The organism is Sphingobium sp. BYY-5 (assembly GCF_022758885.1).
Lineage (GTDB): Bacteria > Pseudomonadota > Alphaproteobacteria > Sphingomonadales > Sphingomonadaceae > Sphingobium.
Window position 1 is genome coordinate 680312 of the sequence record NZ_JALEBH010000001.1, and the last position, 19829, is coordinate 700140.

20 protein-coding genes are annotated in these 19829 nt (G+C 63.5%); 11 read left to right on the forward strand and 9 right to left on the reverse strand.

Going from position 1 to position 19829, the window contains the following annotated elements; all coding sequences use genetic code 11:
• Positions 1–65: 65 nt before the first annotated feature.
• Genes MOK15_RS03360 through MOK15_RS03385 form a run of 6 tightly spaced genes read right to left on the reverse strand, consistent with a single transcriptional unit; the run spans position 66 to position 5324 of the window.
• Positions 66–281: a hypothetical protein gene (locus tag MOK15_RS03360; protein WP_242930310.1), complete on the reverse strand. Its 216-nt coding sequence runs from the start codon at positions 279–281 to the stop codon at positions 66–68.
• Between the two features lie 28 nt (positions 282–309).
• The gene (locus MOK15_RS03365; protein WP_242930311.1) at positions 310–1569 is read right to left on the reverse strand and encodes an N-succinylarginine dihydrolase; all 1260 of its coding nucleotides are present in this window, start codon (positions 1567–1569) and stop codon (positions 310–312) included.
• Positions 1566–2585 carry an arginine N-succinyltransferase gene (locus tag MOK15_RS03370; RefSeq protein WP_242930312.1) on the reverse strand — a complete coding sequence of 340 codons (1020 nt, stop codon included), beginning with the start codon at positions 2583–2585 and terminating at the stop codon, positions 1566–1568. The genes MOK15_RS03365 and MOK15_RS03370 overlap by 4 nt, the downstream gene beginning before the upstream one ends.
• A 15-nt stretch (positions 2586–2600) precedes the next feature.
• Positions 2601–3824, reverse strand: a complete 1224-nt coding sequence (locus tag MOK15_RS03375) for a hydrolase (protein ID WP_242930313.1) — start codon at positions 3822–3824, stop codon at positions 2601–2603.
• Between the two features lie 58 nt (positions 3825–3882).
• Positions 3883–4782, reverse strand: a complete 900-nt coding sequence (locus tag MOK15_RS03380) for a DUF481 domain-containing protein (protein ID WP_242930314.1) — start codon at positions 4780–4782, stop codon at positions 3883–3885.
• Positions 4783–4838: 56 nt separating this feature from the next.
• Entirely contained in the window at positions 4839–5324 is a 486-nt protein-coding gene (locus MOK15_RS03385; protein WP_242930315.1) for an RNA pyrophosphohydrolase, read from the reverse strand.
• A 269-nt stretch (positions 5325–5593) separates the two neighbouring features.
• Between MOK15_RS03385 and MOK15_RS03390 the strand changes: the two genes are divergently transcribed.
• Positions 5594–6859 (forward strand): cyclopropane-fatty-acyl-phospholipid synthase family protein, encoded by a 1266-nt coding sequence (locus MOK15_RS03390; protein ID WP_242930316.1) that lies wholly within the window; start codon positions 5594–5596, stop codon positions 6857–6859.
• 3 nt (positions 6860–6862) lie between these two features.
• On the opposite strand, the gene MOK15_RS03395 is transcribed toward MOK15_RS03390, so the two are convergent.
• Entirely contained in the window at positions 6863–7573 is a 711-nt protein-coding gene (locus MOK15_RS03395) for an SDR family NAD(P)-dependent oxidoreductase (RefSeq protein WP_242930317.1), read from the reverse strand.
• 136 nt (positions 7574–7709) lie between these two features.
• Positions 7710–9170, reverse strand: coding sequence for an amidophosphoribosyltransferase (purF, locus tag MOK15_RS03400; RefSeq protein ID WP_242930318.1), 1461 nt, complete (start codon positions 9168–9170; stop codon positions 7710–7712).
• Between the two features lie 247 nt (positions 9171–9417).
• Between purF and ccmC the strand changes: the two genes are divergently transcribed.
• The 8 genes from ccmC (at position 9418) to MOK15_RS03435 (ending at position 16653) form a co-directional block, all read left to right on the forward strand.
• A complete protein-coding gene (gene ccmC / locus MOK15_RS03405) occupies positions 9418–10152 on the forward strand; it encodes a heme ABC transporter permease CcmC (RefSeq protein ID WP_242930319.1) in 735 nt (244 codons plus the stop codon).
• 16 nt (positions 10153–10168) lie between these two features.
• Entirely contained in the window at positions 10169–10300 is a 132-nt protein-coding gene (locus MOK15_RS21830; protein ID WP_278254109.1) for a hypothetical protein, read from the forward strand.
• 10 nt (positions 10301–10310) lie between these two features.
• The gene (gene ccmE / locus MOK15_RS03410) at positions 10311–10757 is read left to right on the forward strand and encodes a cytochrome c maturation protein CcmE (RefSeq protein ID WP_242930320.1); all 447 of its coding nucleotides are present in this window, start codon (positions 10311–10313) and stop codon (positions 10755–10757) included.
• Positions 10758–11088: 331 nt separating this feature from the next.
• Positions 11089–13017 (forward strand): heme lyase CcmF/NrfE family subunit, encoded by a 1929-nt coding sequence (locus MOK15_RS03415; RefSeq protein ID WP_242930321.1) that lies wholly within the window; start codon positions 11089–11091, stop codon positions 13015–13017.
• Positions 13014–13541, forward strand: coding sequence for a redoxin family protein (locus MOK15_RS03420; RefSeq protein ID WP_242930322.1), 528 nt, complete (start codon positions 13014–13016; stop codon positions 13539–13541). Before MOK15_RS03415 ends, MOK15_RS03420 begins: the two co-directional genes overlap by 4 nt.
• Positions 13538–13948 (forward strand): cytochrome c-type biogenesis protein CcmH, encoded by a 411-nt coding sequence (locus MOK15_RS03425; protein WP_242930323.1) that lies wholly within the window; start codon positions 13538–13540, stop codon positions 13946–13948. Before MOK15_RS03420 ends, MOK15_RS03425 begins: the two co-directional genes overlap by 4 nt.
• Positions 13945–14589, forward strand: a complete 645-nt coding sequence (locus MOK15_RS03430; protein ID WP_242930324.1) for a tetratricopeptide repeat protein — start codon at positions 13945–13947, stop codon at positions 14587–14589. Before MOK15_RS03425 ends, MOK15_RS03430 begins: the two co-directional genes overlap by 4 nt.
• Positions 14590–14724: 135 nt before the next feature.
• Positions 14725–16653 (forward strand): potassium transporter Kup, encoded by a 1929-nt coding sequence (locus MOK15_RS03435; protein WP_242930325.1) that lies wholly within the window; start codon positions 14725–14727, stop codon positions 16651–16653.
• Between the two features lie 125 nt (positions 16654–16778).
• Here the strand turns inward: MOK15_RS03435 and MOK15_RS03440 are convergent, their stop codons facing one another.
• A complete protein-coding gene (locus MOK15_RS03440; RefSeq protein ID WP_242930326.1) occupies positions 16779–17252 on the reverse strand; it encodes an Hsp20 family protein in 474 nt (157 codons plus the stop codon).
• A 593-nt stretch (positions 17253–17845) separates the two neighbouring features.
• Between MOK15_RS03440 and MOK15_RS03445 the strand changes: the two genes are divergently transcribed.
• Positions 17846–19096 carry a lipoprotein-releasing ABC transporter permease subunit gene (locus MOK15_RS03445; protein ID WP_242930327.1) on the forward strand — a complete coding sequence of 417 codons (1251 nt, stop codon included), beginning with the start codon at positions 17846–17848 and terminating at the stop codon, positions 19094–19096.
• Complete coding sequence (locus MOK15_RS03450; protein ID WP_242930328.1) at positions 19089–19796, forward strand: ABC transporter ATP-binding protein; 708 nt, start codon at positions 19089–19091, stop codon at positions 19794–19796. The genes MOK15_RS03445 and MOK15_RS03450 overlap by 8 nt, the downstream gene beginning before the upstream one ends.
• Positions 19797–19829: the final 33 nt, after the last annotated feature.

Below are 19829 nucleotides of genomic sequence, written 5' to 3' on the forward strand. Positions count from 1 at the left end.
CGGGCGTCGGCGGGCAGGGCAAGGGCGCGGTGATGAACGGTCAGGAAGCCGCTATGCGATGAAACTCAGTTTCCGCGCTGATAGTCCAGCGCATCGATGATCTTGCCGCCCGCCATGAACACCGCGCCCGAACAGGCAAGCGCCAGCAACTGACCGCCCATGCCGGGATAATGCTGCATATAGACCATGCCGCGCTCTGCCGCACCCAGGGCAAGGGCATAGATGACCAGGAACGCTTCGAACTTGGTCTTGATGGTGAAGAGGCGCTTGATCCGTTCCATCTCGGTCCTATCGGGTTGGATACCCCCGCTAGGGCACAAGGTCGCCCGATAGCTGCAAATCGTCAACGAGCGTTAACCATGATTGTTCGATCCGGGCGATCAGCCGTGTGTCCGCCAGGTCGTCCGGTGCGATTGTTTTGGGCCAATAGGCGGCAACGATCGCGGCGATGGCGTCCAGCTTCGCTTCGTCCACCAGGAATCGCGGATCGATGGTGGCGGGATCGGCCACGACGCGCAGCCGCAGGCAGGCGGGGCCACCACCATTGGCCATGGACTGGCGCACATTGACGGGGACCAGCCGGCGGATCGGGCCATTGCCCGCGATCATCTGCTGCAACCAGTCCCATACGGCCGGCGTCTCCTGCGCCTCGGTCGGCAGGATCAGCGCCATGCTGGCATCGGGCAGGGTCACGAGCTGCGCATTGAACAGATAGCTTTTGATCGCATCGCCCAGGCTGACCGCGCTCGCCGGTACTTCGACGATTTCCACACAGGGCAACGCTTCGCGCAGGGCGGCGTAGAAGGCCATCTTGTCGGCAAAGGCCTGTTCATGGGTGAACAGCACCCGCTCGTTCGCCACCGCCACCACGTCATTGTGGAAGGCGCCGGCCGCGATCGCTTCCTCCGACTGCTGCACGAACAGCGTCCTGGCTGCGTCAAGGCCATGGACGCGCGCGACCGCCTTGCTCGCCTCCACATGCTGCCGCGCGGGGAAGGGGCCGCCCGACTGGCCATAGACGAACACCTCAACGCCCGGCAGGTCGTGCCGCTCGGTCAGCCGCATATGATTGGCCGCCCCTTCATCGCCGAAGGGCGGGGGCACCGGATCATGCACGGCAAAGGCACGCTCGTCGGAGAAGGCGAGTCGCAATTGCGCCAGCGTCTGCGGCCATTCATGGCTGCGATGCGCCATGGTGACGAGATTGGCGACGGTCAGGTGCGTCCGCCCATCGGTTGTATCGGCGGCGGGAGATATGGTCGCCGCATTGGCTGCCCACATGGAGGAGGCGGACATGGCGGCCGCCCGGATATGCGGCTCCGCCTCGCCGACATCGGTGCCCAGCCGCGCGAGCCAGGCGCCGTCGGGGCGCCACTGGGGCAGGAATATGCCCTGTTTCAAACCCAGCCGGATGTTGCCGCGCATCTTTTCGATACCCTGCAACGCCGCCGCCCGTGGCTGCGATACGGCACCCGCATTGCGCGCAGAGGCAAGGTTGCCCAGGCTCAGTCCCGCATAATTATGGCTTGGTCCGATCAGTCCGTCGAAATTAATCTCGGTAACGCTCATGCTCGCCCCGCCATGGTGAAATTGTCGCCAATCTCCAACCCCAGCCGGGCCACACTGTCAGCGTCGAGCGATACCGCGCCATCCGGCCCTTCCTGTACAAAGCCCCAGGTGCAGCGATAATCGGCCAGCCGCCCGGTGGCGATCAGCATCCTGTCCCCGCCCTTGTCATGGGTGGCGGACAGGGCGACGTCGCGCGCGGCGGCGATGGTCTTCAACTGGTCGATCTGCCCCACCATGGTCGGGCCGCCGTCGAAAATATCGACATAGCCCGCATTGTCGAAACCCTCCGTCTCCAGCATCCGCATCGCCGCGCGACCATTGGGGTGGGGCAGGCCGATGACGGCGCGGGCGCTGTCGGTCAGCATCGCTGTATAGATCGGCGTCTTGGGCATCAGGTCGGCGATGAACTGGTTGCCGTTCACCGCGTTGAACTCATCCGCCTCCTGAAAATTCATGCCGAAGAAGCGCCCGGCGAGGCCATCCCAGAAAGGCGATCCACCCGCTTCATCGATGACGCCGCGCAGTTCCGCGATCACCCGGTCGCCAAAGCGCGCGCGATGATTGCGAATATAGAGATAGCGGCTGCGCGCCAGCAGCAGGCCCAGCCCCTCGGCGCGTTCACGTGGATGGAGGAAAAGGCCGCCGACCTCCACCGATCCTTCCAGGTCGGTGGTGAGCGAGAGCATCTGCGCGCGGAAGGTGCGGCCCAGTTCCCGGCTATGCTGGGTCAGCACGCCCAGGCGGTAGGAATAGAAGGGCCAGCTCTGCCCCACGGTGGAGAATATCTGGCAGGTGCCGCGAACCTGGCCGGTCTCGACATTCTCCAGCACCATGACGATCAGTTCGTCCTCGATGCTCTCGCTCTGCCGCGCCAGCGCCTTTTCGGTCCGCTCCAGCTTGGCGGCCAGCGCCGTGCGGTCGGGCGGCAGGTTGGTGAAGCCGCCGCCCGTCAGTTTCGCCATTTCATACAGCGTCTGCAAATCGTCCGCGCGCGCGATGCGCATGATGAAGCTCAAGCGGTCATCCCCTCTTTATGTGTCTCGTCCCGGATCGAATCGGCTCTGCGCGATCCGCCACAGCGTCAGCGCGGACAATCGCGCGCGTTCGGCCAGGCTGTCGGTCAGCAGAAATTCGGCATCGCTATGGATGCTGCCGCCGCGCACGCCCATCGTGTCGACTACCGGCACGCCGCAGGCCGCGATATTATTGCCGTCACACACGCCTCCGGTATCGCGCCAGCCGATAGAAAGCCCCAAGTCAGCGCCGCATTGCTTGACCAGTCCGAACAGTCGCTTAGCCTTCTCGTCCATCGGCTTGGACGGGCGGCCGAATCCGCCATGCAGATGCAGGCTGACATCATGTTCTCGTGCGACCGCCGCCATTGCGGTGTCGATCAGGGCGCGGGCGATCAGCTCATCCTGCGGCGTCTTCGGGCGGAAATTGACCCGCAGCACGGCATGGTCGGGCACGACATTGTTTGGCCCGCCGCCGTCGATCTTGGCTGGATTGCAGGAAAAGCCCGTGCCGCTTCCGGCTTTCAGCCGCAGCGCCAGATCGGCGGCCGCCAGTAGCGCATTGCGTCCTTCGTCCGGGTTGCGTCCGGCATGGGCGCTGCGCCCGGTGACGATGATCGAGAAATTGCCGCTGCCCGCCCGCGCGCCCGCCAATGTGCCGTCCGGCAGGGCAGGTTCATAGGTGAAGGCCGCGATCTTGCCCTGCGCCGCCTGACGCAGCAGCGCGGCGGAGGAGGGGCTGCCGACCTCCTCATCGCTGTTGACGACGACATCATAGCCCAGCGTTGCAATGGCATCCGAAGTTTCGAGCGCCGTGAGCGCTGCCAGCATGACGGCGATGCCGCCTTTCATATCGGCCACGCCGGGGCCGTTGAGGATGCCCGGCTCCAGCCAATTTTGCTGTTGGAACGGATGATCGACCGGGAACACCGTGTCCATATGGCCGGTCAGCAGCAGGCGGATAGGTGCTTGCGGGCGCACGGACAGGTGCAGGTGACGTCCATGGGTGATGGTCTGGACCTGGCCGTCGGGCGCGACGCTCTCGACCGGCACGGCTTCCACCAGTCTTATATCGCCCGGCAGGACGGCAAAGGCGTCGGCGAGCCTGTCCGCCATCTGCGCCAGGCCGTCCAGATTGCGCGATCCGCTGTTGATCGCCGCCCAATCCTGCACTTGGCCTAGCATGGGCGCGGCTGCCACGTGGTCCAGAAGCCTGAGTTCGGCTGGAGACAAGAGGGTCATTCTGGGGGTCTATCAGACCCCGATGCGCGCCTCCACCCCCGCACGAAAATTGCGTCGATCAGAAATCATATGTCAGGGTCAAACGGCTGAGCGTGTCGAAGTCCCGCGCCGACAGCAGCGTTTCCGATTCATACTGGACATTGTAGGACAGCGCCGCTGACCAGCGCGTGGCCACCTTGGTCTCGATCGAGGTCAGGGAATTGAGCGTGTAGACCTCGCTTTCGGCATAGCCGGCGGCGCTCTGCTTGATGGTCAGCGTGGGGGACGCACGCCAGGCCAGCCCCATGGAACCACGCACGCCCAGTTTGGTTTCGCGCTCGCCGGTCAGATATTTGGCGTGACGCACGGACGGACCGATATCCACCGACAGGTCCAGCGGCTTGCTCATGATCAGCTTGTAACCCACGCCGATCGACTCGGTATAACGTTCGTCATAGCCGATCGACGTGTCTCGTTCGAACTGCGTCAGCCCATAGGCGAAGCCGCGCGAATCGAACTCGTAGCGCGGCTCATAGCTTCCGAAATAGCGCTCGCGCGAGGTGATGCCATTGGCGCGGCGATAATCGGCGCTGGCCGTCAGCTTGTGGGTCCATTGCAGGCCGATTCGGGATACCGTCGCGTTGACGCTGATGCCGATTTCGCTGGTGGAGCCGGTGGAACGAAAGCCGCCCGCTTCGACCCGGCCAGTCCATAGGTCGCCGAAACTGGCTTCGCGAATCAGTGTATCATGCGTCGCCTTGGTCCGTTCCTTCCAGCTTGCGACCATTCTCTGGATTTCGCTGGAGGATTCGGGATTGGTCTGTCTGGCGATCTTGGCGACGGTCGCGATGTCCGTCTCATTGCCATTGGCGATCGCCGCCTCCAGCATTTCGCGCACGGTCGGCGGCAGTGGCACGTCATCGGTGGCGATGGCGGGGGTGGCACAGAGGAGGGAGAGCAGGAAAAGGGGCGCGCGCATGTCGTCTTCTTAGCCATCCGACCGCAGATTTTAAGCCCCCTTTTTCAAAGGATGCGTCAGATGAGCGCCCTGAACTCCTGTAATATGTCGCGATAGAGCTTGCGCTTGAACGGCACGATCAGTTCCGGCAGCGTTTCAGGCTCGGCCCATCTCCATTCGCGAAATTCCGGATGCTTGGTCCGGATGTCGACATCGCTGTCCTTGCCCAGGAAGCGGGCGAGGAACCAGATCTGCCGCTGGCCGCGATATTTGCCGCCCCATAATTTGCCGATCAGTTCGGGCGGCAGGTCGTAATAATGTTCTTCCTTGGTCGCGGAGATGATCTCGACATGCTCGCCGCTGATTCCCGTTTCCTCAAGCAACTCGCGAAAAGCCGCAGTTCTGGGATCTTCGCCGTCATCAATGCCGCCCTGGGGCATCTGCCAGGCTTCGACGGCATTATCGATTCGCTGGCCTACGAAAACCTTGCCGTCCATGTTGACGAGCATCATGCCGACGCAAGGCCGGTATCCCAATTCCTGATCGTTCGGCATTGAAGCCATCGGTTCCATATTCCTGCTGCAGGCCGGTTCCCACCCCTGGAAACGGCTCGTGTGTCGTAACGGATAGCGGGAAGATAAGCGGCGCTGGACATCTCGTCCATTGAGCGAATCGCGGCTTGTCCGATTTGCGATGGGTCAAGCCGGGGAACATGCTTGTGATCCCATCATTTTATTTTTGGCGTCGGCATGTAGAGGGTTGATACGGCGCCGTCTGGCAGGGGATGACGCGATGATTGCAGTAATGTTTCGCTTGCGGCAGAATTGGCGAAATGAACGCCACTGATCCCCGGCGCGGTCGGCGCGCCCTGACCATCCGGCAGCCGCACAGTGAAGGGGCGCCCGGCCGAATTGCGCGATGGTTGGCGCCGACCTTCCACCGGCTACTTGATCGGATCGACCATGGGTTGGAACAGGGCGTGCTGGAAGCCCGTTTGCCCGACGGCACGCGCCGCCTGCTGGGCGGGCGGGCGGAGGGACCGTCCAGTATCGTCCATATCCATCACTGGCGCGCGGTGATTCGCCTGGCCAGTTCGGGTTCGGCCGGCTGGTATCGCGCCTGGGCTGCCGGCGAATGGTCGAGCCCCGACCCGGTGTCGCTCTTCGCGCTCTTCATGCACAACGCCGTGCCATTGGGGCAGGTGGCGCGCGCCCACGGTCCAGCGCGCTGGATCGGGCGGGCAGCGCATTGGATGCGTCGCAACAGCCGGACCGGCTCGCGCCACAATATCGCCTATCATTATGATCTGGGGAATGATTTCTACAGCCTATGGCTGGACAGGAATATGCATTATTCCAGTGCATTGTTCCTTAATCCTGACAATCCGGTCGAAAATCTAGAGCAGGCGCAACGGCGCAAGGTTGATGCCATTCTCGACCGGCTGGTATTGAAGGATGGCGACGCGCTGCTGGAAATCGGTTGCGGCTGGGGCGGTTTGGCCGAGCAGGCGATGGAGCGGCGCGCGATCGCATATACCGGCCTGACCCTGTCGACCGAGCAGGCGGATTATGCGCGTGATCGCCTGGGATCAGGGGCGCAGATCGCGCTGACTGACTATCGCGACGCGCAGGGGCAATATGACGCCATCGCCAGCGTCGAAATGGTGGAAGCGGTTGGCCAGCGTTACTGGCCCGCCTATCTTGAGGCGATCCATCGATTGCTGAAGCCCGGCGGCAGGGCGGCGATCCAGTATATCCTGATCGATGACGCCATTTTCGAAGGCTATGCGCGCGGCGCAGACTTCATCCAGACCTATATCTTCCCCGGCGGGATGCTGCTTTCCGAAAGCCGTTTCCGCGCGCTGGCGGAACAGCAGGGTCTGGAATGGCGCGACGTGCATCGCTTTGGGGGCCATTATGCTGAGACGCTGCGGCGATGGCGCCAGCACTTCGACCGGGTGGTCGAGGAAGGCCGGTTGCCGGCCAGTTTCGACCAGCATTTCGTGGCCTTGTGGCGCTATTATCTGATCTATTGCGAAGGCGGTTTTCGCGGCGGCGGGATCGACGTGGCGCAGGTGACGCTGGTCAAGCCCGCCTGAGGTTCAGCCCTCGATCCGCATCCTGTGCCCGGTCGGCGTATCGGCCGTGACCAATTGCATAATGGCGTCGGCAACCACCTCCGGTGCCTTGAGGCTTGCTGGATCTTCGCCGGGAAAGGCGCGCGCGCGCATCGCCGTGCGGGTCGCGCCCGGATCGACGATATGGGTGCGTATGGCGGAGATATTCTTCACTTCCTCGCCATAGGCGCCGACCAGAGTCTCCAGCGCCGCCTTGGACGCGCCATAGGCCCCCCAATAGGCGCGCGGCGTCGCAACCGATGAGGTCAGCGCGACCACGCGCGCGTCGCCGCTCGCCCGCAACATGCCGTCGAACGCCGCGATCAGTGCCTGTGGCGCGCCGATATTGAGCGTCAGCAGCCGCGCAAATTCCTTGGCGTCGATCGCTTGGACCGCTGCCAGCGATCCCAGAGTCGCGGCGTTTAGGACCAGGATGTCGAGCGCCTGCCAGCGCCCGCCAATGGCCTGTGCCAGGCGTCCGATGCTTTCCCCGTCGGTCAGGTCGAGGGGCGCGATCGTCGCGCTGCCGCCCGCCCGGTGGATGCGCTCCTCCACTTCTTCCAGAGCGCCCGACGTCCGCGCCGTCAGCACGACATGCGCACCTGCCGCCGCCAGCGCTTCGGCCGTTGCCGCACCGATGCCACGACTCGCGCCGGTCACTAAAGCCAGTTTGCCGGAAAGGGGGAGGTCAGACATCCATGCTCCGTTCGCCCTGTCGAGGGGCATTTTTTAGGGAGGAAATGAAGATGGGGCATAGGATCGACCGCAGGATGCGGCAAATCCATTATCCCGCATAAGAAAGGGCGGCCGCGACGGGCCGCCCCGAAGGTCGTCAGACCACCCGCTCGGCGAGCAGTTCCAGTTGATTCTGCACCACCACGTCATCCTGATCGGTGAGGGTGGTGGGATAATCGCCGGTAAAGCAGGCGTCGCAATATTGCGGGCGGATGTCAGCGCGCTTCGTTTCGCCCAGCGCCTTGTAGAGGCCGTCGATCGAAATGAAAGCTAGGCTGTCGGCATGGATGAAATCCTGCATCCCGCCAATGTCCAGCTTGTGCGCCAGCAGCTTGGTGCGCTCCGGCGTGTCGACGCCGTAGAAGCAGCTATGCTTGGTCGGTGGCGATGCGATGCGCATATGCACTTCGGCGGCGCCGGATTCGCGCATCATTTGCACGATTTTGAGGCTGGTGGTGCCGCGCACGATCGAATCGTCGATCAGCACGATCCGCTTGCCTTCGATCAGCGCGCGGTTGGCATTATGTTTCAGCTTCACACCCAGGTGACGGACCTTGTCGCCCGGCTGGATGAAGGTGCGGCCGATATAGTGCGACCGGATGATGCCCAGTTCGAACGGGATGCCCGATTGCTGCGCATAGCCGATCGCTGCCGGTACGCCGCTGTCGGGCACGGGGATCACATAATCGGCATCGACCGGATTCTCGATCGCCAGTTGCGCGCCGATCGCCTTGCGGACCGAATAGACGCTGGAATTGTCGATGATCGAATCGGGACGGCTGAAATAGACATGTTCGAAGATGCAGGGCCGTGCGTGCGTTTCGCCGAACGGCCGGTGCGAGCGGATGTCGCCCTCATTGGTGACGATCACCAGTTCACCCGGCTCGACGGTGCGGACATAATCCGCGCCGACCACGTCGAACGCCACGGTTTCCGATGCGAAAATGGTCGCGTCGCCCAGCTTGCCCATCACCAGCGGGCGGATGCCCAGCGGATCGCGGCAGGCGATCATGCCTTCCGGGGTCATGACGATCAGCGAATAGGCGCCCTCGATCTGCTTGAGCGCATCGATGAACTTGTCGAGCAGCGTCCGGTAGCTGGATGTCGCCACCAGATGGATGATGACTTCGGTGTCCGAGGTCGACTGGAAGATGGAACCGCGGCGAATCAGTTCGCGGCGTAGCTTCATCGCGTTGGAGATATTGCCGTTATGGGCAATGGCGAACCCGCCGGAATTGAGTTCCGCATAAAGCGGCTGGACATTGCGCAGCGATGTTTCGCCCGTGGTCGAATAGCGCACATGGCCGCAGGCGGTGTCGCCGGGCAGGCCGCGAATCACTTCGTCCCGGTCGAAATTGCCCGCCACATGGCCCATCGCCCGGTGGGTATGGAAATCATGCCCGTCCCAACTGGTGATGCCAGCGGCTTCCTGCCCGCGATGTTGCAGAGCGTGAAGGCCGAGCGCGACGATGGCGGACGCCGTTTCCGCACGGGAAACGCCGAAAATGCCACATTCCTCGCGCAACTTGTCGTCGTCGAAGGGATTGGTCGTAAACATGGGTGTGAGCGGGTCCATTGCCGTTCATGGCAGGCCCATGAAGGCCTGCCTGTCCGCGCGCATATAGTCGCTTGAGGTTCGTTTGTCGCCTCCTTGTCACAAAAAAGCGAGGAAAGGCTAAGTAAACGCTGTGTTTCCGGGCCTTGTCCGGGCTGTGGCCGGGGAGCCGGAGCCTGTCTGCGCCGCTGCGCTATCGGCAAAATGCCCCACTGGCGCGACGCATCCGCCGTCGCTACACACAATCCCGATGCATCGTTTCGCCAATCCCGCCCGCTTCCTGAAGATCGCGCGTCCGCTGACCGGCTGGCTGTTCTGGCTGGGGCTGGCGCTATTGTTGATCGGCGTGGCGTGCGGCCTGTTCGTGACGCCGGCCGATTATCTGCAGGGTGAGACGGTACGCATACTCTATATTCATGTGCCTGCCGCCTGGCTCGGCATGGGCGGGTGGACCGGCATCACCATCGCGGCGCTGATGCAACTGGTCTGGCGCCACCCGCTCGCCGCCGTCGCGGGCCGGGCCATCGCCGCGCCGGGCGCGCTCTTCACCGCCATCTGCCTCATAACCGGCTCCATCTGGGGACGCCCGACATGGGGAACATGGTGGGAATGGGACGGGCGGATGACCTCCATGCTCGTCCTTTTCTTCCTCTATCTTGGCTATATCGCCCTTGCCAATGCCAGCGCGCGTCAGGGGCAGGCGAACGGGCAGGGTGGGGTGAGCAATGTCACCGCCATTTTCGGGCTGGTGGGGGCGGTCAACATTCCGATCATCAACCGTTCGGTGGTGTGGTGGAACAGCCTGCATCAGGGGCCGAGCATCACGCTGCGCGGCTCCAGCATCGATGGATCGCTGCTTTGGCCGCTGGGTCTGACGCTGCTGGGTTTCAGCCTGTGGTTCGCGGCGATCGTGCTGATGCGGATGCGGGCTATATTGGCTCAAAATAAGGTCGAGGCGCGAATGCAGCGCCTGACGCGCGGATAGGGGCGAGGGGATAGGAATGAACCAGTGGGCTTTCGTGATAGCTGCCTATATGGTGACGGCGGTCGGGACCGCGATCGTCAGTCTTATGAGCTGGCGCGCGATGCGCGGCGCCGAGACGACGGCCGAGAAACTGTCTGATCGCGCATGAAAGCCCGAAAGTGAAAGCAAAGCATCAAAGGCTTATCCTGGCGCTCGCGGCGCTGGTGGCGATCATCGGCGCGGGGCTGCTTGCCGTGTCGGCGCTGAAGGATGAGGCAGCCTATTTCTACGCGCCCAATGATGTGAAGACCAAGGGCGTCGAACCTGGCAAGGCCATCCGCCTGGGCGGCATGGTGGTGAAGGGCAGCCTGCACCGCGCGCCCGATGGCGTCACCATCCGTTTCGACGTTACCGACGGCAAGGCGACCGTGCCGGCCACCTTCAGCGGCATCGCGCCCGACCTGTTCAAGGAAGGCAGCGGCGTCGTCGCGGAGGGATCGTTCGACGGGAAAGGCACCTTCATCGCCACCAACCTGCTCGCCAAGCATGACGAACGCTACATGCCCCGCGAACTGGAGGGGATGAGCTATAACGAAACCACGCACGAGATGAAGGCGGAACGGTGAGGATGCGCCACCACCATTCCTCCCCTTTAAGGGGAGGGGGACCGGCGAAGCCGGTGAAGGGGTGTCACCCTATCGATAGCGGAACACCCCTCCGTCTGGCCTGCAACCATCATCCTCCCCTTACAGGGCCGGGCAATCGCATATGGATCTGCTCTATCCTTTTTCGTCACCCTGAACTTGTTTCAGGGTCCATTTCGCCTCCTGGTTTGTCGGACCCGGAGGCGCGATAGATGCTGAAACAAGTTCAGCATGACGATTGCAGAGAGGCGAAAGGCCATATGCGATTGCCCCGCCCGCAAGGGGAGGATTATTCAATGGCGGAGCCTTTCCCATGATCGCCGAAACCGGCCTCGCCGCGCTTTGGCTCGCCGCCGCGCTGGCGCTGCTCCAGCTTGTTCTCGCCTTCGCGGGTCTCAGGGGTGGCAAGCCCGAACTCCTGGCCGCCGTCCGCCCCGCCGCCGTGGCGCAGGGCGTCCTGACCGCGATCGCTTTCGCGCTGCTCATCACATTGTTCCTGCGCTCCGACATGTCGGTGCTGCTGGTCGCGACCAACAGCCATTCGATGAAGCCCTGGCTCTACAAATTCGCCGGAACCTGGGGCAATCATGAAGGGTCGATGCTGCTCTGGGTGACGGTGATGGGCGTCGCGGGCGCGGCGGTCGCCCTGTTCGAGCGGGCGTTGCGGCGCGATACCCATATGGCGACGCTGGGCGGGCAGGCGGCGATCAGCCTCGGCTTCTATGCTTTCCTGCTCTTCTCCTCCAACCCCTTCGCGCGGATCGATCCGCCGCCGCCGGACGGGCAGGGGCTGAACCCCCTGCTTCAGGACCCCGGTCTCGCCTTCCATCCGCCGACCCTCTATCTCGGCTATGTCGGCCTGTCGGTCGCCTTTTCCTTCGCGATCGGCGCGCTGCTGACGCGGCAGGTGGACGCGGCATTCGCCCGCGCCATGCGTCCCTGGGTGCTGGCCGCCTGGGTGCTGCTGACGCTGGGCATCACGGCGGGCAGCTATTGGGCCTATTATGAGCTGGGCTGGGGCGGATGGTGGTTCTGGGACCCGGTGGAAAACGCCTCGCTCATGCCGTGGCTCGCGGCGACTGCCCTGCTGCACAGCGTCACGGTGCTTGCGACCCGTGACGCGCTGCGCGCCTGGACGGTCATGCTGGCGGTTATCGCTTTCTCCATGTCGATGGTCGGCACCTTCCTGGTCCGTTCGGGCATCCTGACCAGTGTCCACGCCTTCGCCGTCGATCCCTCGCGCGGCAGCTTCATCCTGGCGTTGCTCGCTCTCTATATCGGGGGGGCGCTGGCGCTGTTCGGCTGGCGCATCGGATCGGTGCGCGAAGGCGCGCCCTTCGAACTGGTCAGCCGCGAGACCATGCTGGTCGTCAACAACCTGCTGCTCTCGGTGATCCTGGGCATCGTGCTGATCGGCACCCTCTATCCGCTGATGACCGAAGCCTTTGGCCACAAAGTATCGGTCGGCGCGCCCTATTTCGACCGGATCGCCGGGCCGATCGCGCTGACGCTGATGATCGCGCTGGCGGTGGGGCCGCTCGTCCGCTGGCGGCGCGACCGGGCAGCGGCTGTTGGCAAACGTTTGCTAGTGCCCGCCATCATTGCGCTTCTGGTGTCCGTTTTGCTGTTCGCTTTTGCCTGGGGACGGACGGGCATCCTGCCTTTCCTTGGCCTGGTCATTGCCCTGTCGGTGGGGGGAGCGAGCATGGCTCCGCTCTGGAAACGCAACTTGCTGCGCACCCCGCTCTTCACCTGGGGCATGGTCATCGCGCATCTGGGCTGCGCGGTCAGTCTGGCCGGCATGGCCTGCGACTCGGCCTTCACCGTCGAAAAGCTGGTCGCGGCCCGCCCCGGCGACACGATCCAGACCGCCGGCTGGACGCTGCGTTTCGTCCAGATCAGGCCCCTTGCCGGCGACAACTGGACCGCGCTCCAGGCCGATATGCAGGTTGACCGTGGCGGCACGCCCGTCCTCATTCACCCGCAATCGCGCTTCTTCTCCTCGCCGCCGACGACCACCAGCGAAGCCGCGCTGCTGACCCGCTGGAACGGCCAGCTCTATGTCGTGCTGGGCGATGAGGTGGAGGATGGCCGATGGCAGCTCCGCATCTGGTGGAAGCCCTTCGTCACGCTCATCTGGCTGGGGGGCGTCCTGATCGCGCTGGGCGGCGCGCTGGCGCTGGTCGGGCGGGAACGGCGCGGTTGGCTGCTGAAATGGCGCGCGGGAAGGAGCGAGGCATGAGGAAGCTGCTGATCTGGCTGCCGCTCGTCCTGTTCCTGGCCTTTATCGGCCTGTTCGCCAGCGGCCTGTTCCAGCCCGACGATCGCATCATCCATTCGCGCTTGGTCGGCCATCCGCTCCCGGCCTTCACCCTGCCGGCCGGGGCCAGCGACCGGTCAAGCCTGGCCAGCGCGCAACTGGCGACCGGCAAGCCGCGCCTGCTCAATATCTTTGCCAGTTGGTGCGTTCCATGCGCCGCCGAAGCGCCGCAACTGATGGCGTTGAAACAGGCGGGGGTGGAGATTGACGCCATCGCGATTCGCGACGCCCGGCTCGATGTCGACGGCTTCCTCAAGCGCTATGGCAATCCTTATGCGCGCATCGGGCTCGATGCGCGCAGCGAAGTGCAGATGGCGCTTGGCTCTTCGGGGGTGCCGGAAACTTTCGTGATCGATGGCAAGGGGCGCATCGCCTACCAGCATATCGGTGACATCCGTGCCGACGATGTGCCGATGATCCTCGACCGGCTGAGGGATGCGCAGTGAAGTTGTGGCTCGCTTTCCTGCTGGCGCTCGTCGCCGCGCCGCTCGCCGCGCAGACCGCCTTGCCGCCCGCGCCCTGGGCCGACCGTCAGATCCCCGACGCGGCGCAGGAGCACAAGGCCAAGGCGCTGATGGAGACCATTCGCTGCCTCACCTGCCAGAGCCAGTCGATCGCCGACAGCAATGCCAGCATGGCCGGTGACATGCGATCGCAGATTCGCGAGCGGATCATGGCGGGCGAGCAGCCTGAGGCGATTCGCGCCTGGCTGGTGTCGCGCTATGGCGACTGGGTGAGCTATGCGCCGACGGCCGCCCCGATTCTTTGGCCGCTCTGGGCTGCGCCGCTCCTGTTGCTGGGATTTGGGCTGTTGCTGCTGCGCGGACGAATCAAGCGGAGGAAGGGACGATGACGGGCTGGCTCATCGCCTTTGGCCTGGCGGCGCTGGCTTTTGCCGCCATGTTGGTCATCGGCCGCATTCCGCGCTCGACGCGAGAGATCACCGCCGCTGCGCTGTTGCTGGGCCTGGCCGGCTATGCCTGGCAGGGGCATCCGGGCCTGGCGGGCGCGCCGCGCAAGCTGGCCGAGACCAAGGGCGATGCCTTTGACGAGAAGCTGGCGGAACGGCGGCGCGGCCTTGCCGAACGGTTCGGCCCGGCGGCTCAGTGGATGATGTTGTCCGATGGCCTGGCGCGACAGGGCAAGACCAAGGAAGCGGCCAATGTCCTGCTTTCCGGCCTGCGCGCCACGCCCGACGACGCCAATCTTTGGCTGGGGCTGGGCAATGCGTTGGTGGCTCATGCCGATGGCGTGATCTCGCCTGGCGCGGACTTCGCTTACCGCCGCGCACTGGTGCTTGATCCCGAAGGGCCGGCGCCGCGCTATTTCTACGGGCTTGCACTGGCCCGCGCCGGGCAAATTCAGGCCGCGCGAGACCTTTGGGCGCCGCTGGCCGCGAGTGCTCCGGCGGGCAGCCAGGTCAAGGCGGAACTGGAAGCGAATATCGCGCGTATCGACTCCATGCTGGCGGCGGGTTCGCCTTCGGCGCGATGATGCAGTGCAGCGTTCGCATTGCGCGCTTCCCGGAGCCGTGATAGGGCGCGGCGGTTTACGGGGGTAAGCGACCGGTTCCACCGTCGTCTCCCCGAATGGGTGTCGAAACGAGCATGACCACTCGGCTTTTCCTTCATGGCTGATCTCCTTCCCAATAGCGCGCCGTCCTCGACTGACGAGGAGCAGGCTAGCCATAGCCATGCGCGGCAGAAGGCGACGCTGAAGCTGGTCATCGGCTCGATCGGCATCGTGTTCGGCGATATCGGCACCAGCCCCCTATACGCCTTTCGTGAAACCTTCGCGGGCCATCATCATCTCGACCTCGACCCCGATCATATATTGGGCGTCATCAGCCTGATGTTCTGGTCGATGATGCTGGTGGTGACGTTGAAATATGTCAGCATCATCATGCGCGCGGACAATAAGGGCGAAGGCGGCAGCCTGGCCCTGCTGGCGCTCATCAACGGCCAGGCCAGGACGCAGCGCTGGTCGCGCGGCATCATATTGCTGGGCGTGTTCGCCACCGCGCTCTTCTACGGCGACTCGATGATAACCCCGGCGGTGTCGGTGCTGTCGGCGGTCGAGGGGCTGGCGGTCTATAATCCGAACCTGGCGCCGGCGATCCTGCCGGTGGCGGTGCTGATCCTCTTCGGGCTTTTCTGGATACAGGGACTGGGCACCAATCGGGTCGCGGCGCTGTTTGGCCCGATCATGCTGACCTATTTCGTCACGATCGCGACGCTGGGCATATTGTCGATCGTGAAGACGCCGGGCATTCTCTATGCCTTCAATCCCTATTGGGCGGTGATGTTCTTCGTCACCGATCCGCTACCGGCCTTCCTGGCGCTGGGATCGGTCGTGCTGGCCGTGACCGGCGCGGAAGCGCTCTATGCCGATATGGGGCATTTCGGTCGCAGCCCGATCCGCGTGTCCTGGCTTTTCTTCGTACTGCCCGCGCTGATGCTCAACTATATGGGGCAGGGCGCATTGCTGTTTCGCGAGGGCGCGCCGGCGCTGCACAGCCCCTTCTACAATCTCGCGCCGCAATGGGGGCAACTGCCCCTCGTCGTGCTGGCCACCCTGGCGGCGATCATCGCGTCGCAGGCGGTGATCTCCGGCGCTTTCTCCGTCACGCAGCAGGCGATCCAGCTCGGCTTCATGCCGCGCCTGCGCATCGCCCACACCAGCGCCTCGGCCGCCGGCCAGATTTACATCCCCCTTATCAACTGGGGGCTGATGACGATGGTCATCCTGTTGGTGTTGGTGTTCAAGACATCGTCCAACCTGACCGCAGCCTATGGCATCGCTGTCACCGGCGCGATGTTCATCGACAATCTGCTGTTGACCGTGCTGCTCTACCGGCTGTGGCACTGGAAATGGTATTATGCCGCGCCGCTTTTGTTCGTTTTCTTCGTGGTCGATGGCGCCTATCTGGCGGCAAACCTGACCAAGGTGCCCTATGGCGGCTGGTTCCCGCTGCTGATCGGCTTCATCATCTTCACGCTGCTGACCACCTGGTCGCGCGGTCGGCGGCTGGTGCAGGATCGTCTGCGCGAAGCGGCCATGCCGATCCCGGTGTTCGTCGCCTCCGCCGCCAATAGCGCGGTGCGCGTGCCCGGCACCGCGGTCTTCATGACATCGACGCCCGATGGCGTGCCGCACGCGCTGCTCCACAATCTCAAGCATAACAAGGTGCTGCACGAGCGGGTCATTCTGCTGACCGTCAAGATCAAGGGCGTGCCGATCGTCGAGGATGATGGCCGCTGCAAGCTGGAGGATCTGGGCCGGGGCTTTTTCCGTATGGTGCTGCATTATGGCTTCATGCAGGAGCCTGACGTGCCCGCCGCGCTCAAGAATGTCACCGGCTGCGGCCAGGCGTTCAAGATGATGGACACCAGTTTCTTCCTCGCGCGCCAGACGCTGTTGCCGTCGGCCAAGCCGGGTATGCCGCTGTGGCGGGAGAAGATCTTCGCCTGGATGCTGCGCAACGCGGAAAGTGCGATGGAATTTTTCCGCCTGCCGACCAACCGCGTCGTGGAATTGGGCAGCCAGGTCGAGATTTGATCCCCCGTCTCGCCGAAGTTCACACCGTTCAGGGCGGAACGATCATGGGCGATCGTTTCCAAATGGAGCAATGAAAAGGGCGCGGCCTTGCGGTCGCGCCCTTCTTTCGTGTCGGCATTGCCCGATCAGGCGGCGTCGCGGTCCTTGGTGGTGATGTCCACCACCTGGCCGCCATTTACGGCGATCTTCTTGGGCTTCATCGCTTCGGGAATCTCGCGCACCAGTTCGATCGTCAGCAGGCCGTCGGCAAGATCGGCTTTCTCCACCCGCACGAAGTCGGCGAGTTCGAAACGGCGCTCGAAGCTGCGATTTGCGATGCCGACATGCAGGAACTTCGACCGGTCGGTGGAAGAGGTTTCATCCTTGCGGCCGATCACCTGGAGCAGATTCTGCTGCGCCGTGATGTCGATTTCATCGGCGCGGAAGCCGGCGACGGCCAGCGTCACGCAATAACGGTCTTCCGACAGGCGTTCGATGTTGAAGGGGGGGTAATTGTCGCCCTGGCTCAGGCGGGCATTATTTTCGATCAGATCGAAAAGACGATCGAAGCCCACGGTCGAGCGGCGATAGGGGGTAAGGTCGAAACCACGCATTGTCATAATCTCCCAAAGAGCAAAATGAACATGCCGAACCCAATGACTGGCATCCGGCGATACTGCGCCCGGCCCCTTTTTGAGGCGACCGGGACGAACTTGATATGGTTCGGTGAATTGCCCTTTCAAGGGCCGCTGGCGAGACGGATGCATCCGGGGGTAGGACGCTTTGTCCAATCGCCAATGAAGCGCATCGGGCGCAGTAACAAAAAAGCACCCGGATCATGTTTCCACGATCCGGGTGCTTAATGGACGATTGCTCGTCTCCCCCTTGGCCTGCCTCAACCGCTTCTTAGCCCCCTAAGCTCGAAGCGGGATGCAGTATCCCTGAACCACGGCCTTTCACCTGTGCTTCGAGTGTCTTGCTATGACCGGCGACCCCCCGTGTCACGGGCAAAATCGGGCTGCTGTGATTTTCGATCCGACGCTGTGGCGGGGATGCAACAATCCGGCAATGCTTGCCGGGCGCGCCACAGGCCTCATCTATTTGAATAGAGCCTGATTCCCGTTTTTCGGGAGCTACGCAAAGCGCTTTCCCCTCAACCGATCAAGCTCTAGATGATAAACCAGACCATTATTCGAAGGGCCGTCCGCGCCACATGATTCTCTCCCGCTACGAACGCATGATCGCCAAGCGTTACCTGTTGCCCGGCAAGGGGGAGGGTTTCATCTTCCTCGTCGCCGGCATCAGCCTGGTCGCGGTCATGCTGGGTGTCGCCGCGCTCATCATCGTGATGAGCGTGATGAACGGCTTTCGCGCCGAACTATTCGACAAGATCGTCGGCCTGAACGGCCATGCCGTGGTGCAGGGCTATGGCGGACGGTTGCCCGACTGGCAGTCGATATTGAAGGAGGCGAAGGCGACGCCGGGCGTCACCAGCGCCACGCCGATGATCGATCAGCCATTGCTCGCCACTTTTCAGGGGCGGGTCGAAGGCGTGCTGGTGCGTGGCATGACCGTGCCCGACATCCGGTCCAGTTCAACGCTGATAAAGAATGTCAAAGGCGGTAGCCTGAATGCCCTCAAACCGGAAAGCGGGAACGTAGCGATCGGATCGCGGCTGGCGGAAAATCTGGGCCTTCAACTGGGCGACACCATCACGATCATCAATCCTGCGGGCCGTGCCACGCCGTTCGGCACGGCGCCACGCGAGATCGCCTATCGGATTGCGGCGATCGTGGAGATCGGCGTGTATGATTATGACAAGGCCTTGGTCATCATGCCGATCCAGGATGCGCAGACATTGCTGTTGCTGGGCGATGTCGTCGGCATGATCGAGGTGCAGACGGTCGACCCCGACAGAGTCGGGCAGATATTGGAGCCGCTGGCGGCGAAAGTCGCGGGACGTGCGGTCGTGCAGGACTGGCGGCAGATGAACGCTTCGCTGTTCGAGGCGCTGGCGGTGGAGCGGGTGGCGATGTTCGTCGTCCTGTCGATCATCGTGCTGGTCGCGGTATTCAACATCCTGTCTTCGCTCATCATGCTGGTACGCGCCAAGACGCGCGATATCGCGATCCTGCGGACGATGGGGGCGAGCCGGACGGGGCTGGTCAAGATTTTCATGACGGTGGGCGTCACCATAGGCGCGCTGGGGACGGCGGCCGGCATGGCGCTGGGCTTCACCTTCCTCTTCTTCCGCCAGAATATGGTCGATGCGATCCAGTTCGTTACGGGTCAGAATCTCTGGGACCCCTCCGTCCGGTTCCTGAGCGAATTGCCGTCCAAGTCCGACCCGGTGGAAGTGACGGTCATCTGTGTGATGGCGCTATTGTTCAGCTTCCTCGCTACGCTTTATCCGGCCTTCAAGGCCGCCAATACCGATCCCGTGCAGGTGCTGCGCTATGAATGATGTTCTGAAGGTCAACGGCCTTACCCGCAGCTTCACCCAGGGTGGCGTAACGATCGAGGTGTTGCGCGGCGTCGACCTGTCGGTCGGGCCGGGCGAGATCGTCGCGCTGCTGGGGCCGTCCGGGTCGGGCAAATCGACCATGCTCCAGGCGGTCGGCCTGCTGGAGGGCGGGTTTGAGGGATCGATCCGCATCAATGGCGAGGAAGCGGCGAAGCTGGACAATGACGGGCGCACCCGGTTGCGGCGCGATGCGCTGGGCTTTGTCTATCAGTTCCACCATCTGCTGCCGGATTTCAACGCGACCGAGAATGTCATCCTGCCGCAGGTGATCCGCGACGTGGACATGGCGAGCGCGCGGGCGCGGGCGGAGTCGCTGCTGACCTCGCTGGGGCTGGGCCATCGGCTGGACCATCGGCCGAGCCAATTGTCGGGCGGGGAGCAGCAGCGCGTCGCGGTCGCCCGCGCGCTGGCCAACCGGCCCGCACTGGTGCTGGCGGACGAGCCGACCGGCAACCTGGACGAGCGGACCGCAGATGTCGTGCTGGCCGAATTTCTGCGGCTGGTGCGCGGCGAAGGATCGGCGGCGCTGGTGGCCACCCATAATGAACGGCTGGCGGCGAAGATGGACCGGGTGGTCCGCCTGCACGAAGGGCAGTTGGAGGAAGCGGCTGGAGCCGACGGTCAGGGGGCATCGGACTGATCCCTCCCGTCATTACTATCCTGGCTTTTGGCG